At 65.8% G+C, this 15217-nt stretch carries 13 protein-coding genes; all 13 read right to left on the bottom strand.

Going from position 1 to position 15217, the window contains the following annotated elements; translation table 11 throughout:
* Positions 1-23: 23 nt before the first annotated feature.
* The 13 genes from AC1Q6Z_RS18805 to AC1Q6Z_RS18745 all read right to left on the bottom strand — a co-directional run bounded on the left by AC1Q6Z_RS18805 (position 24) and on the right by AC1Q6Z_RS18745 (position 15216).
* A complete protein-coding gene (locus AC1Q6Z_RS18805; RefSeq protein WP_492649042.1) occupies positions 24-1439 on the bottom strand; it encodes a sensor histidine kinase in 1416 nt (471 codons plus the stop codon).
* Between the two features lie 13 nt (positions 1440-1452).
* Positions 1453-2136 carry a response regulator transcription factor gene (locus AC1Q6Z_RS18800; RefSeq protein ID WP_439618385.1) on the bottom strand — a complete coding sequence of 228 codons (684 nt, stop codon included), beginning with the start codon at positions 2134-2136 and terminating at the stop codon, positions 1453-1455.
* A gap of 116 nt (positions 2137-2252) precedes the next feature.
* The gene (locus AC1Q6Z_RS18795) at positions 2253-3821 is read right to left on the bottom strand and encodes a Do family serine endopeptidase (protein ID WP_492648860.1); all 1569 of its coding nucleotides are present in this window, start codon (positions 3819-3821) and stop codon (positions 2253-2255) included.
* Between the two features lie 226 nt (positions 3822-4047).
* The gene (locus tag AC1Q6Z_RS18790) at positions 4048-4506 is read right to left on the bottom strand and encodes a cytochrome c-type biogenesis protein (protein WP_256120864.1); all 459 of its coding nucleotides are present in this window, start codon (positions 4504-4506) and stop codon (positions 4048-4050) included.
* Positions 4503-6488 (bottom strand): heme lyase CcmF/NrfE family subunit, encoded by a 1986-nt coding sequence (locus AC1Q6Z_RS18785; RefSeq protein ID WP_439618387.1) that lies wholly within the window; start codon positions 6486-6488, stop codon positions 4503-4505. Before AC1Q6Z_RS18785 ends, AC1Q6Z_RS18790 begins: the two co-directional genes overlap by 4 nt.
* Positions 6485-6934: a cytochrome c maturation protein CcmE gene (ccmE, locus tag AC1Q6Z_RS18780; protein WP_256120862.1), complete on the bottom strand. Its 450-nt coding sequence runs from the start codon at positions 6932-6934 to the stop codon at positions 6485-6487. The genes AC1Q6Z_RS18785 and ccmE overlap by 4 nt, the downstream gene beginning before the upstream one ends.
* Positions 6931-8049 carry a c-type cytochrome biogenesis protein CcmI gene (gene ccmI / locus AC1Q6Z_RS18775; protein WP_492648859.1) on the bottom strand — a complete coding sequence of 373 codons (1119 nt, stop codon included), beginning with the start codon at positions 8047-8049 and terminating at the stop codon, positions 6931-6933. Before ccmI ends, ccmE begins: the two co-directional genes overlap by 4 nt.
* Before the next feature lie 94 nt (positions 8050-8143).
* On the bottom strand, positions 8144-8569 hold the full coding sequence (locus AC1Q6Z_RS18770) for an RT0821/Lpp0805 family surface protein (RefSeq protein ID WP_435265511.1): 426 nt from the start codon (positions 8567-8569) through the stop codon (positions 8144-8146).
* 109 nt (positions 8570-8678) lie between these two features.
* Complete coding sequence (locus AC1Q6Z_RS18765; RefSeq protein WP_492648858.1) at positions 8679-10097, bottom strand: ATP-binding protein; 1419 nt, start codon at positions 10095-10097, stop codon at positions 8679-8681.
* Entirely contained in the window at positions 10087-10758 is a 672-nt protein-coding gene (locus AC1Q6Z_RS18760) for a response regulator transcription factor (protein WP_256120859.1), read from the bottom strand. Before AC1Q6Z_RS18760 ends, AC1Q6Z_RS18765 begins: the two co-directional genes overlap by 11 nt.
* Before the next feature lie 47 nt (positions 10759-10805).
* A complete protein-coding gene (locus AC1Q6Z_RS18755) occupies positions 10806-11057 on the bottom strand; it encodes a hypothetical protein (RefSeq protein ID WP_492648857.1) in 252 nt (83 codons plus the stop codon).
* Positions 11058-11150: 93 nt separating this feature from the next.
* Positions 11151-11360: a hypothetical protein gene (locus AC1Q6Z_RS18750; protein WP_492648856.1), complete on the bottom strand. Its 210-nt coding sequence runs from the start codon at positions 11358-11360 to the stop codon at positions 11151-11153.
* A 16-nt stretch (positions 11361-11376) separates the two neighbouring features.
* Positions 11377-15216, bottom strand: coding sequence for a baseplate multidomain protein megatron (locus AC1Q6Z_RS18745; protein WP_492648855.1), 3840 nt, complete (start codon positions 15214-15216; stop codon positions 11377-11379).
* Between the last annotated feature and the right edge of the window lies 1 nt (position 15217).

Genomic DNA, 15217 nt, shown 5'->3' with positions numbered 1-15217 from the left:
TCGCTCGTTGCCGAAGAGCTGTATCAGTCCACAACGACGGGGAAAACCATGCGGACCGTCAGCCCCCGATTGTTTTCCCGTTCCGGATGGGTGGAATCGAGCTCCAGCCGGCCGTGATGCATCTCCATGACGGCGACCGCGAGCGACAGGCCGAGGCCGGTGCCGGGCTTCGAGCGGCTGGCATCGAGGCGCACGAAGCGCTTCACCACGTCGTCGCGCTTTTCCTCCGGCACGCCGGGGCCGCTGTCGGAAACCGCAAGCACGACGTCGCCCTCCCGCAGCGCAAGCGAAATGCGGATTTCCGGCTCACCGCCGCTGCCCTCGGCATATTTCACCGCATTGTCGATGAGGTTGCCGAGCGCCTGGCCGACGAGTTCGCGGTTGCCCTTGATCTCGATGCCGTCGGCGATCTCCGTCACGAGCTTCAGCCCGCAATCCTCGGCCACCGGCTCGTAGAGTTCGGCGCTGTCATGCGCGATGCCGCTGATGTCGATGGGGCTCATTTCCGCCGGCGCCTGGCCGGCCTCGACGCGGGAGATCATCAGCAGTGCATTGAAGGTGCGGATGAGCTGGTCGGATTCGGTGATCATCTCCTCCAGCGCCGTGCGGTGATCGGTCTTCTCGCCACCGGCAAGCGCCGCCTCCGCCTTGTTGCGCAGCCGCGTCAACGGTGTCTTCAGGTCGTGCGCGATGTTGTCGGAAACCTGCTTCAGGCCTTCGTTCAGCTTCTCGATGCGGCCGAGCATGGTGTTGAGCGATTCGGACAGGCGGTCGAATTCATCGCCGGAACCGCTCGTCGGCAGGCGCTGCGAGAGGTCGCCGGCCATGATGCGCTGGCTGGCGCCGGACATCCGGTCCATGCGTTTGAGCGCATTGCGGCCGATGAGATACCAGATGGCAAGCGCGCCGACGCCCATCACGCCGAGCGCCACCATCAGCGCCTGGCGCACCAGGTTGCGGAAATTCTCCGGCTCGCCGAGATCGCGGCCGACGAGAACGCGAAGCCCGTTGGACAGCACGCTCACCTGCGCATAGGCCATGGGGCGGTTGTTGCCGCGCGCCTCCTCCTGGTAGCGCTGGTAGCGGAACGGCGTCTCCGTCCAGCCCTCGGTGTCCAGCACGCCCGGTTGCAGCGAGGCCACGTTGCCGGCCAGCACCTCGCCCGTCGGGCTGGCGATGACGTAGAGATTGGCGCCCGGCTGGCGGGAGCGCCGCTCCAGCGTGCGCAGCAGGCCGTTCATGCCATTGTTGTCGAAGACGCGCTCGATCTGTTCGGTCTCCTGCGCCACCGCTTCGCGCATCTGCTGCTGCAGCAGGTTTTCCGACATGGAGGAGACGTAGAAGACGAGGAAGGCCGCGCAGGTGGCGAACAGCAGCAGATAGACCGCGGAGAGGCGCACCGCAGTCGTACGGTAGAGAGCGGTCAGCCGGCCGAGCATCCGATGCATGAGGTCAGCCCGCCGCCTCGTCCTTCATCATGTATCCGGCGCCGCGCACCGTGCGCAGCAGCGGCTGGTCGAAATCCTTTTCGATCTTCGAGCGCAGCCGCGAGACATGAACGTCGATGACATTGGTCTGCGGGTCGAAATGATAGTCCCAGACGTTTTCCAGCAACATGGTGCGCGTCACCACCTGGCCGGCATTCTTCATCAGATATTCGAGCAGGCGGAACTCGCGCGGCTGGAGCAGGATCTCCTTGCCGGCGCGTTTGACGGTGTGAGACAGCCGATCGAGTTCCAGATCACCGACGCGGTAGACCATGTCCTGCTCCGGCGTGCCCTTGCGGCGGCCGAGCACTTCGACACGAGCCAGAAGCTCGCTGAACGCGTAGGGTTTCGGCAGGTAATCGTCGCCGCCGGCGCGAAGCCCGGTGACGCGGTCGTCGACCTGGCCAAGCGCGGAGAGGATCAGCACGGGCGTGTGGATGTTGCGGCGGCGCAGCTCGGAGATCACCGACAGGCCGTCACGACGCGGCAGCATGCGGTCGATAACCAGCACGTCATAGCTGTTCTCGGTGGCGAGGAAGAGGCCGCTTTCGCCGTCGCTCGCATGGTCGAGCACGATGCCCGCCTCGCGAAAGGCCTTCGAGAGATAGGCGGCCGCCTCCAGATCATCTTCCACAATCAATATCTTCATCGTCCGGACCTTACAGCATGTTCAGCGGGACTTGGCTAGACGCGCGAAACCCCGATGCGGCAGCGCCGCGAAACCTTGCGATTTCGCGGCGCCATGGAGCGAGGTTACGGAGCCGTTCAGCCCTGTTCGATCGGCAGTGCCAGGAAGCGGCTGCCGTCGTTGGTCTCGATCTGGAACAGCGCCTTGGAGCGACCGTCCTTGCGGGCGTTGTTGATGACCTTCACCACGTCGTCGGCAGACTTCACAGCCTGGTTGTTGACGGAGGTGATGCGGTCGCCTTCCTTCAGGCCGCGGTCGCTGGCGTCGGAGTCCGGATCGACGGCGGAGACCGTCAGGCCTTTATCGTCCGGGGTGACCGTGATGCCGAGATCGGCAAGCGCCTGCTCGCTGGCGGGGGCTTCCGGTTCGGCTTCCTCGGTGGTGCCGGTCGCGGCCTGGATCTGCTCGCCGGCAAGCGTGCCGATCTCGACCGAGACGTTCTGCGCCTTGCCGTCACGCCAGACCGAAACGTCGACCTTGGTGCCGGGCGACATGTCGGCGACACGGCGGGCGAGGTCACGCGGGTCCTTGACGGGCTCGCCATCGAGCGCCGTGATCACGTCGCCCTTCTGGATGCCGGCCTTGGCGCCGGGCGAGTCCGTCTGCGGCTCGACCACGAGCGCACCGGCGGCATCCGCCAGCCCGAGCGAGTCGGCGATGTCGCGGCTCACCGGCTGGATCTGCACGCCGAGCCAGCCACGATCGACCTTGCCGTCCTTCATCAGATCCGCGACGACGCCCTTGGCGACGGACGCCGGAATGGCGAAGGCGATGCCGACATTGCCGCCCGACGGTGAGAAGATCGCGGTGTTGATGCCGACGACCTGGCCGTTGAGGTTGAAGGTCGGGCCGCCAGAATTGCCGCGGTTCACGGCAGCGTCCACCTGGAGGTAGTCGTCATAGGGGCCGGAGCCGATATCGCGGCCGCGGGCCGAGATGATGCCGGCCGTCACCGTGCCGCCGAGGCCGAACGGATTGCCGACGGCGACGACCCAGTCGCCGACGCGGATCTGGCTGTCATCGGCGAAGCTCACATAGGTGAACTTGCGCTTGTCCTTGTCGTCGACCTTCAGCACGGCGAGGTCAGTGCGGCTGTCCTTGCCGATCAGCTTGGCATCGAGTTCGGTGCCGTCGTTCATGACGACGGTGAAGGCCGAACCGTCGTTGACGACGTGGTTGTTGGTGACGATGTAGCCGTCTTCGGAGATGAAGAAGCCGGAACCCTGCGAGGTCGGGCGCAGGTGCGGCTTGCGATCACGGCGATCGCCGAAGCGGCGATCCGGGCCGCGGTCGCCGCGGAAGCCGTCCTGGCCGCCGAACTCGCGGAAGAAGCGCTTCAGCGGGTGGTTGTCCGGCAGTTCGTCGAGATCGCGACCGCCGAAATTGAAGCTGAAGTTGTTGCCGCCCTCGTCGGAAGCCGGCTTGATATCGGACTGGACGCGAACGGAAACCACGGCCGGCGAGACGGCCTGGACGACGTCGGCGAAGCTCGCTACCTGCGGCGCCTGGACGGAAACGGCCTCTGCAAAACTCTCGGTAACACGCGCGGGAATGCCGGTCGCGAGCATAACGGCCGCAAGTCCGGCGACGGTGGTCGTCTTCAGTACGGTCTTGAGGTTGGGACGGAATGCTGAAATCTTGGACATTCTTTGCACCTTTTCTCTCACTTCATGGCCGCGTTCGGCAGCCGATGGAGAAGAGATAGGCTCGCGCACATTACGGCGCACTATCCGCAGCATGAATTTTTCGTAATGTTGGAGAATTCCGGGTCAAAGCAATTCCAGCAAAAGTGCGGAACGCGGTTTTGCGTCCGGAATTGCGCGAAAAAAAGAGGTAGAGCGTTTTCGCGATTCGAAGAAAAGCGGAAATGCTCTAGTCGCGCTTGAGTGCGCGCTCGAGCTCGGCCTTTTCCGCCTCGGACAGCGGCGTGCCGGTCGGCTTGCCGCCGCGCTTGCGCACGAACAGCACCATCGCCGCCGCCCCCGCGATGAACAGCACGATCGGCGCGCCCCACAGCAGCAGCGTCTCGCCGCGCAGGCGCGGGTTCAAAAGCACGAATTCGCCATAGCGCGAGACGACATAGTTGATCACCGCCTCGTCGCTGTCGCCGTCCTTGAGCCGCTCGCGCACGAGAAGGCGCAGGTCGCGGGCAAGCTCGGCATTCGAATCGTCGATCGACTGGTTCTGGCAGACCATGCAACGAAGCTGAGAGGACAATGCGCGCGCGCGCGCCTCCAGCGCCGGATCGGCAAGCACCTCATCCGGATTGACCGCAAAGGCCGGGAATGCGGCAAGCAGGAACGCTGCGGCAAGCAGCAGGCGGCGCATCATTCCGCCGCCTCCAGCGCCGGCTTCACCTTGCGCACCTTCTGCGGCGCCCCGACGCGCAGGCGCCGGTCGCAGAGCGAGACGACGCCGCCCGCCATCATAATCAGCGCACCCAGCCAGATGCACAGGATCATCGGCTTCCACCAGACCCGCACGACGATGCCGCCATCCGCCATCGCATCACCGAGCGACACATAGAGCTGACTGAAGCCGAAGGTGCGGATGCCCGCCTCGGTCGTCGGCATACGGCGTGCGGTGTAGAGGCGCTTGGAGGACCAGACGTCGGTCACCGTCACGCCGCCGCGCGCCACCGTGAAGTGGCCCGATTCTTCGGAATAGTTGGGCCCCTGCCCGCGGCGCATGCCGTCGAAGGTCAGCACATAACCACCCGCCTCGACCTGCATGCCCGGCTTCATCTCCACAACATGTTCGGTCTCGAAGGCCGTTACCGCGATCACGCCGATCACCATCACGCCGACACCCATATGGGCGAGTGCGGCCCCGAAGGCCGAGCCCGGCAGGCCGATGAAGCGGCGGAAGGCGACATTGCGTGCCACCTTGCCGAGACCGGCGCGCAGCCATAGATCGGTGATCGCCCCGGCGATCATGTAGAAACCGATGGCAAGCCCGAAATAGGCGAGCACCGGCCCGCCGTTCTGCGCATAGACCACGGCCGCCGCCAGCAGCAACCCGACGCCGACCGCCGCAAACAGCCGTTGCCCGGCCGCGAGCACGTCGCCGCGCTTCCAGGCGAGCAGCGGCCCGAACGGCACCGCCAGCAGCAGCGGCAGCATCAAGAGGCCAAAGGTGAGATTGAAGAAGGGCGGGCCGACAGAAATCTTCTCGCCCGTCAGCGCTTCCAGCACCAGCGGATAGAGCGTGCCGGTCAAAACGGTCGCCGCCGCGGTCGTCAGGATCAGATTGTTGAGGACGAGCGCGCCCTCGCGCGAGATCGGCGCAAAAAGCCCGCCGGCCTTCAGCGTCGCGGCCCGGAAGGCGAAAAGCGACAGCGCGCCGCCGATGAAGAAGACGAGGATGGCGAGAATGAACACGCCGCGCGTCGGATCGGTCGCGAAGGCATGCACCGAGGTGAGCACGCCCGAGCGCACGAGGAAGGTGCCGAGCAGCGACATGGAGAAGGTAAGGATGGCGAGCAGCACCGTCCAGATCTTCAGCGCCTCGCGCTTTTCCATGACGAGCGCCGAGTGCAGCAGCGCCGTGCCGGCAAGCCAGGGAATGAACGATGCGTTCTCCACCGGATCCCAGAACCACCAGCCGCCCCAGCCGAGTTCGTAATAGGCCCAGTAGGAGCCCATCGCGATGCCGGCCGTCAGGAAGCTCCAGGCGGCCAGCGTCCACGGCCGCACCCAACGCGCCCAGGCGGCATCGATCCGCCCGTCGATCAACGCCGCGATGGCGAATGAGAAACAGACGGAGAAGCCGACATAACCGAGATAGAGCAGCGGCGGATGGATCGCTAGGCCGATATCCTGCAGCACCGGATTGAGGTCCTTCCCCTCGGCCGGCGCCGGCGAAAGCCGGAGAAACGGATTGGACGTCAGCAGGATGAACAGCGCGAACGCCGTCGAGATCAGGCCTTGCACTGCCAAGACATTAGCACGCAGCCGCTCCGGCAAGTTTGCGCCGAAGGTCGCGACCAGTGCGCTGAAGAAGACGAGGATGAGAAGCCAGAGCAACATCGAGCCCTCATGGTTCCCCCACACACCGGAGATCTTGTAGATCATCGGCTTCAGCGAATGCGAATTCTCCCAGACGTTCGCAACTGAAAAATCGGAGACGACATAAGCGAAGGTCAGCACCGAGAAGGAGAAGAGCACCAGCAGGAAGCCGGCAAGGGCCGCAGCGGGCGCCACCGCCATCAGCGAACGGTCGCCCCGGATGGTGCCGATCAGCGGCAGCACCGACTGGACGATCACCGTCGCCAGCGCCAGAACCAGGGCATAATGTCCAAGCTCGATGATCATTTGATCGTTTCCTTGCCGGAGAGTTCCACGCCCTGCGCCTTCAGCCGGTCCGCTACGTCCTTGGGCATATAGGTCTCGTCATGCTTGGCGAGCACCGTGTCGGCGACGAAAAGCCCGTCCGTGCCGAAGGCGCCTTCCGCCACTACGCCCTGCCCCTCGCGAAACAGGTCGGGCAGGATGCCGGTATAGGTCACCGGCACCGTGGAGAGCGTGTCCGTCACCGTGAAGGTGATGGTCGAGCCCTCGCCGCGCTTCACCGTGCCGTTCTCGACGAGGCCGCCGAGCCGGATGCGCGTGCCGGGCGGCACATTGGCCTTGGCGAGATCGCCCGGCACATAGAAGTAGGCGATCGACTGGCTGAAGGCGAACATGACGAGCAGCACCGCCGCGACCAGGAAGGCCACCCCGCCGCCGATCACCGCCAAGCGTTTCTGTTTGCGTGTCATTGTCCGCCGCCCTCAGCCGAAATCGATAGGTCCTTGGCCAGCGCCAGAAGCTGTTTGCCGTTCTCGCTCGCCGCCGGGAAGGTTTTCAGCGCCGTCTGTAGAGCAGCCTCGGCCTTCGGCCTTTGATCCAGCACAACGTAGGAACGGATGATGCGCATCCATCCTTCGAAATTGTCGGGATTTTCCTGAAGTTTCGACGCAAGGCTTTCGACCATGCCGGCAATCATCTGCTGCCGGTCGCCCGTCGCCATGCCTTCTGCGGCCGCGACGTCGTCCGCCGTCGGATTGCCGAGCTGGTTTTCCCCCAGCGAAGCGATATGCCGGTTGACCAGCGGCAGCCAGGGCGCATCCGCCGGCGCTTCCTTGGCCAAAGCCTCGAAGGCGGCGCGGGCTTCCGGCTTCTTGCCTTCCTGCTCCAGCGCCAGCGCGAGGTAATATTTTGCGCGCGGATTGTCCGCCTTCAGCTTCAGCGATTGTTCGAGCTGCACGCGCGCCTCGGCGGTCACGATGCCGTTCGCGAGCGCGATCAGCGTTTCCGCATGGCCGTCCAGCCGCTCGGGGGTGGCGCCCAACAGGCGGATCGCCTGGGAGAAGGCGTTCGCCGCATCCTCCATGCGCCCGCCGCGATAATAGATCGGGGCCAGCAGGTCCCACCCCGCCCCATCCTGCGGGTTGCGCGCCAAATGGTTTTCGGCGCGCGCGATCAGCATGTTGATGTCGTTGCCGGGGTTTGCCAGGCGCTCTGCGAGCGGTTGGGCCGGAAGATCCGGCCGCCCGCCCGCGATGTAAAGACAGAGCCCGATGGCGGGCAGCATCACGATCACGAAGACCTGCGCCATCAGGTTGCGGCGCTCGGCCGGGCTTGCCCGGTCCTTCGCCTCGGCCTTGCTGGCGGCGATCAGCCGGCGCGCCACTTCCGCGCGGGCAAGCTCGGCCTCGGTCGCGCCGATCAGGCCCGTCGCCTGGTCGCGCTTCAATTCTTCGAGCTGGTCGCGATAGACTTCCACGTCATGGCTGTCGTCGCCCGCAGCCGCCACGGGGCGGCGCAGCAGGGGAAGGAGCAGGACGGCGGCGACGGCGGCCGTCAGGATGGCGACAAGAATCCAGAAAAGCATGACAGATCAAATACTGGAACGCGCCGGCGTTTCCAATTCCCCAGGGAACAATGACGCAAATTTGAGGCGTTTCGCCGCAACCGTCAAAGCGTTATCAGGAAAGCGGCGTCCAGGCCCCGTCCGCATTGCGGCAGGCCGCACCGCGCGTCGCGGTATCGCGGCCGTCGACGGTCAGCGTGTGGCTGTACTGCCGGCAGTTCTGCGAGCCGACCTGGTAGGGGGCTGCCGCCACCACCGATCCGCTGACGCCCTTGCCCTGCCAGACAACCGGCTGTCCGCCGGGTGCGGCTTCAAGTGCGCGGTATTCCGCTTCCAGCGCCCGCTGCATATCGGCCTTGGAAAGTCCTGCGGCGGCATTGCGGCTGACGAGCCCGCCCTGCAGCGCGGTGATATACACGCCCGCGCCCGCCGGCACCGTGCCGCCGGTCTGCGTCTTGCCACCCGATGTGGTCGTGCATCCCGAAACCGTCGCTGCTGCCAGAAGGAAAGGGAAAAAGGCGCCGCGCAAACCCGTCTTCATCCGCTGGAACCGTCTCTCTTCACGCATGGGGCGGCACGCCGCCCGGCAATTCGTCCATCCCGCGATCCTCATATTCGCGAGCCCCTCCCTTGTTGCATTGTCCGCCGCCTCAGGCAACATCCTTTGTGACAGCCGGCAACACCAGCCGCGCCAGCAAACCGCCGCCGGAACCCCGCGAAAGCCCGAAGGTTCCCTGGTACTCCGACGCAATCTCGCTGACGATGGACAGGCCGAGCCCGGTGCCCGGCTTGCTTTCATCGAGCCGCTTGCCGCGCTTCATCGCCTCGCGAATCTCGCCCGGCTCCAGCCCCGGCCCGTCATCCTCCACCTCGATGACGATCCAGCTCTTGCGCGCGTCGTCGCTGCCACGCACCTCCGCCGGTGCGACGGACGCTCGGATCGCCACCGTCGTGCGGGCATAACGCGCAGCGTTTTCCAGAAGGTTGCCGACGGTTTCCTCGACGTCCTGCTGCTCCATCGCCAGCACGAGGCCGGGCGGATCGACGTCGAGTGGAAACTGCGTGTCGACGTTGAGGCGGCGCATCACACGCACCAGCCGTTCCAGCACCGTCAGCGCCTCCGTGCGGGCGAGCACCGATTCGCGCTGCGCTGCAATGCGCGCGCGGTTTAGATAGGATTGAACCTGGCCCTGCATGGCTTCCGCCTGAGTGCGCACGAGATCGCCTTGGGGGGCGGCCAGAAGACGCGACTCGTTGAGCAGTACGGCAATCGGCGTCTTCAGCGAATGGGCAAGGTTGCCGACCTGCATACGCGCTCGATCGACGATGCGATGGTTGCTGTCAATCAACGCATTTATTTCACTTGCCAAGGGCAGGATTTCACGGGGAAAATCGCCGTCGAGCTGCTCGCTCTCGCCAGCCCGGATCTTTTCCAGCGCCTTGCGCGCCCGGTCGAGCGGCTTCAGGCCGATGAGGATCGCCGCCGCATTGAGCAGCAGGCTGCCGAAGCCGAAACCGGCAAGCGCCAGGTAGAGGCTGCCGGAAAAGTCGTCGATATCGGCCTCCAGCACGTCGCGGTTGCCGACCACGCGAAAGCGTGCCGTGCGCCCCTCGTCGTCCAGCACCACTTCCGTCTCCCCCACCTCCACCTCGTTCCCGAAGGAATCGATAGTCGTGTAAAAACGCTCGTAGCGCGTATCGAAGGGAATGCTGTCCGTATCGGGAATCGGAATGCTGCCGATGCCGAGCGAGGAGGAGGTCAGCGTCTCCGTCGCCAGGGCCCCGCCGATCGGCTCGACGATCCAGTACCAGCCCGATTGCGGCTGGAAGAAGCGCAGGTCGCCGAGCTGCGGCGCGCCGGAAAGCCGGGTGTTCTCGTCCGTCGAGACGGAATTGATGACATTATAGAGCTGCGCGCGCAAAAGATCGCGAAAGCTCTTCTCCGCGCTCTGGCGGTAGAGCGTCGAGATGACGACGGCAATGACGATGAGGGCAACCGCCGCCCAGAGCGAGGCGAGAAGCAGAACGCGGAAGGTGAGCGAGCGGGAGCGCCTGGCGTTATTTGCCATTGGCGGGGGCTTGCATCCGGTAGCCGAGGCCGCGCACGGTCTCGATCAGGTCGACGCCGATCTTCTTGCGCAAGCGCCCGACGAAAACCTCGATCGTGTTGGAATCGCGATCGAAATCCTGGTCGTACATGTGCTCGACCAGTTCGGTGCGCGACACCACCTCGCCCATATGGTGCATGAGGTAGGAGAGCAGCCGGTATTCATGTGACGTGAGTTTCAGCGTCTCGCCATTGACCGTCGCCTTGGAGCCCTTGGTGTCGAGCCGCACCGGCCCGCAGACGATGTCCGGGCTCGCATGCCCCGCCGCCCGGCGGATCAGCGCGCGAATTCGGGCGAGGACTTCCTCGACATGGAAGGGTTTTGCCACATAGTCGTCGGCGCCCGCATCGATGCCAGAGACCTTGTCGCTCCAGCGGTCGCGGGCGGTGAGGATGAGGACGGGCATGGTTTTCCCGTCGGCACGCCACTTTTCGAGAACGGTGATGCCGTCCATTTCCGGCAGGCCGATATCGAGGATGATGGCGTCATAGGGCTCGGTATCGCCGAGATAGTGGCCTTCCTCGCCATCGAAGGCCTGGTCCACCACGTAGCCGGATTCCTTCAGGGCTTCGCTGAGCTGCCGGCTCAGGTTGACGTCGTCCTCGACCACCAGGATGCGCATTCGGCCTCTTTCCTATCTCATTCCATCGCGAAAGGCTTTTGGAGGCCTTACATCGGTACGCGCACGGTCACCTTGCGCGGCCGGGCATTGCCCTTGCCGGGCACGAGCACCGTCACCACGCAGGTGTCGCCCTTCGGCTGCGCCGAGAGAAGCTCGCCTCCGGTCTGCTCCACCACCTGCGCCGCAGCGGCGCTGCAATCGCCGGCCACCGCAACGACATCCCGCGCGGTTCCCGTCCCGACGGGCCCCGGAAGGAGCAGGCTGGCCGCAAGCGCGGTTATGAGAAGTGGCGATGCCATGAACATACTTTCAGGTGCGGATCATTGTGATGCAAGCAATAAACGATCCTCGCTGAATGGCAAATGAATGCCCTGTGGACGATCCGGCCTCCGTCACCGCACCCGGCGACGCGCCGAAATCCGCCCGTAAAGCGCAATTAGGCCGCCGATCGTGCCGACCGCAGACACCACGAGATCGGCCAATTCCCCCTCGTCGCCCGCCGTCATCTCAAGGCCCGCGGCGTTGGCAAGCGAGGCGAGAATCGCGATCAGCGCGCCCCAGACGGTGCGCGACTGATACCAGGCCTTCAGATCGTCGTTCATCGCTTTTTCCTTTCGTTCAAAGGGTGATGGTGGCGCGCGCCGGAAGGCCGAGCGGCACCGCGCGGCCAAGCTGGCGCACGCGGATGCTCATGGTCGTCTGCGGCGCCCCGAAATCGGCAAGTTCCGTGATAGCGGCATAGGTAAAGGCGGGAACCGAGGTCTCGACGCTACGCACCACCGTCTCGCCGGAAAGAATATCGAGGCGATAGGCCTCGCTCGGCTCGTCGAGCGGTATCTCGGCGGCAAGCCAGGTGTCCGAATCGACCCGCCCGCGCCGAACCCAGGATAGCCGCACCACGCCGTCCGCCCCGCGCCGGCCGCGAAGATGCACCGGCGCCAGCGGCGTCAGCGCCCGCTCGCCTCCGGCAAAGGCAAACGGCCCCGCCTGCCCGCCCGAGCCGCCGACCGCCTCGACAAGCCAGTTGGAAAGCCGCCCCACCTCTTCCACGTCCAGCCCAAGCGGCCGGACAGCATCATCGAGCACCACGACAACGGCACCGGCCGCATGACCGGAAACCATCGCATCATCGGTGCCATGAAGCGCCCGCAACAGACCGGTCAACCGCCAGCGCCCCGGCGCGATCTCACTCGCCCCGGTAAAGCCGATGATCTCCCAAGCCCCGTTCCCGCCGCGAACCGCAATGCGGTTGACACCGTTCAGCATGGCAAGCGTCTCCGCCGAGGCAAGCCCGCCGCCCGCAAGGTCCAGCATCACCACCCGGCCCGGATCGAACCGTCCGACGACACCGACGGCGAGCGGATCGACAAGCCGCCCGATCCGCGCCGGCCGCTCCAGCCGCACACGGCTGCGAAACCCTTCACTGCCCTCGGAGCTCGACACGACCATGGAGCGCCAGGGCTGCGCATAGGCCGCGACCCGCGCAAAATCCTGCGCCGTCCCGGAGCCGAGGATCGGCAAATCGAGGAACACCACCTCCGGCGTAAACGCATCCCCCGGCCCCGCCCCGCTCGAAGGACGGCTCGCGCCCTCGATGAGCAGCGGCGCCGGGCTTTCCCCCGCCGCGATTGCCCGCGCCTCCACCTCGCGCACCAGCCCATCGGTGATGCCCGTGATAAGAAAGCGTCCCTCCGGCCCATCGGCGAGCCGCACGATATCGCCCGGCGTCACGGCAAGCGCCGTCGGCGGCAGGCGAAACGTCACCCGCCGCTGCCCCGCCCGCTGGTCGCGCAGCGCCGTCTCGACGCTGGCCGCAGCAGCCCCCGCATGCAGCACCGCCGGCAGCGCCAGCCGCAGCACGCGATCGTTTCCGCCCGCCATGCGGCGCGAGCGCGCCGTCACCCGCGAATAGCTGCCCGCCCCATCGAAATGATCGAGGATCGCCTCGCCGGCAAAATCGCTGATATGCCCGCGGCTCTCCTCGAACAGCGCCTCATCCGGCCGCTCGGCGAGGATCGCAAGTTCGGTCGGCAGCAGCGCGGATTTCAGCCGCGAGCGGAACACAAGCTTGCCATTCGCCTCCAGCGCATCGATCTGAAAGGCCTCCATCAGCGGTTCGATCAGCCCGCGCGCCGACGTCTGGTCCGCCTGCACGAAGCCCGAGAGATCGCCCGCGACACCGGAAACATCGAAATCCGTAAACCCGTGATCCTTCAGCACAGCGGCAATCACATCCGCAATTGTGCCCGCCCCCAGCCGCGCGTTCAGCCAGTGCCCGCGCTGCCAGTTGAGCCCGTCCGACCACAGCGCCGTATCCTCCGGAAAGGCCGGATAGGGCCGCGCGTCCCAGGTCCAGATGAAGATATGGTCGGGATCGACCATGCCCGCTTCCGGCCCGCTGCCCTGCCACCAGCCATGGTGCGCATCGAGGAAGCGGCGTTGCACCGCATCGTTGCGCGCGCCGCCGGAATGATAGGGCAGCGCATTCTCCGAGCTCTTCGGGTCAACGAAGACATTCGGCTGGTTTGCCCCCTTGTCGGTCGCGGGGCAGCCGAGTTCGGTGAACCAGATCGGCTTGGAGCGCGGCACCCAGGCCGTATGGCCCGGCAGTTCCGCGCCGCCCGGGCCGCGCTCGTAATGCCGGTTGCCCCACCAGTTTTCGAGGTCCTTGTAGCGAAACACCCAGGGCTTGCCCGCCATGCCGTCCGAAATCGGCGCGCGTTCACGCGCCCGGCGCGCGTCCATATCGGGATAGTACCAATCGAACCCCTCGCCGGAGGCGATCATCGCCCGCATCGCCGCCATGTCCTCCGAATGGCGAAACCCGTCCGGATTGCCGGCCAGCGTATCGGCATCCTGCCAGTCGGAAAGCGGCATGTAATTGTCGATGCCGACAGCATCGATGGCCGGGGACGCCCAGAGCGGATCGAGATGATAGCGCACCTCGCCGCTGCCATCGCCCGGCTGGTGGCCGAAATACTCGCTCCAGTCGGCCGCATAGGTGATCTTCGTGCCCCCGCCGACGATCGCCCGCACATCCGCCGCCAGATCGACCAGCGCCTCGACGAAGGGAAAATCCCCGCTGCCATCGTGCAGCCAGCTCAAGCCCCGCATTTCCGAACCCATCAGGAACCCATCCACCCCGCCGGCCGCTTCCGCCAGCAGCGCATAGTGCAGCACCAGCCGCCGAAACCCCTCGTCGCCGAGCGGCCCGGTGATTTCCTCGCCCGAAACGGCAAAGTCGCCGGCATCGGCATTGCCGACAAAGGCCTCGACCTGCGCCCGCGCCGACGCCGTCTTGTTGGTGGACGGTGGATGGCAGGTGATGCGGCCGCGCCAGGGATAGGGCGCCTGCTGCGCCTCGCCATAGGGATCGGGCAGGTCGTTGTCGATCGGCACGTCCATCATCAGGAACGGATAGAGATAGACCTCGATGCCGCGCGCCTTCAGGTCCCGGATCGCCGCGATCACGCTCGCGTCCGACGGCGTGCCGCCATAGGCCGGCCGGTCGTTGACGCGCGTGACGACATAGGCCTCATCGCGCGGAATGCCCGAAACCACCCAAGGCCGGCTCTCGTCCTGCCGCGCGGAAACTTCGACGCCCGGCACGATCCGGCACTGCCCGGCCCGGAGATCCGTGCCGAACCAGGCGACCACCAGCCCCACCCGCTCAAGGTTGGGGCAAAGCGCCTGCAACTCATCGATCGACGCCACCCAGTCCGTCGCCGCGACCAGCGTGTTGCGGTTGATGTTGCGCCCCTTGCCCGACGCGATCTTCTCCGTCACCAAGCGCGGATCGTAACCATGCTCGCTCGACCCCGGAATGACCGTCACCGCCCGGATCTTGCTTTCCAGCGAACCCACCGGCCGCAGCACCTCGAATTGCAGGATCGGAATGCGGTTGCCGAACATATCGAGCGGCAGCCGCTCGAAGACGACATAGGCGAGCCCGCGATAGGCTGGCGTATTGCCCGCCCCCTGTTTCGCCTCGATCAGCGGATCGGGCGCCTGGCTTGCCGTGCCGCGATGCACGCGCATCTCGATGCCCGTCAGGTCGATCTCCCGCCCGTCCGCAAACACACGCCGGATGCCGGCAATCGGCCCCTCGCACACCCCAACCGCGAAATTCGCAAAGTAACTATAGGTCTCGACCCGCGGCCCCGTCGCCTTGCCCCCGGTGCGTTCGACGGAGACCTCCTCCTCGAACCGCGTCGCCCACAGCAACGTCCCGCCGACACGCGCCGTACCATAGACGCGGCTCATCGCCGTGCCCTCTTCTGCCCCCGGCACGCGCCCGTCGTTCAGCCGCGCGCCGGAAATCGTCGTCATGCCGTTGATCAGCGACCGATCGACCGCCGAGCCCGCAAGCGCGCCCACCGCCCGCCCAAGAATCGCGCCGAACGGCCCGAAAATGCCGCCGAGCGCAGCACCGGCCGCCTGGAAAAGAAGTGTCGCCATG

The sequence above is a fragment of the Shinella sp. GW835-FHT14H05 genome (assembly GCF_058793575.1).
The sequence above is the reverse complement of the archived record's forward strand: the minus strand, read 5'-3'. Positions and strand labels throughout refer to the sequence as shown.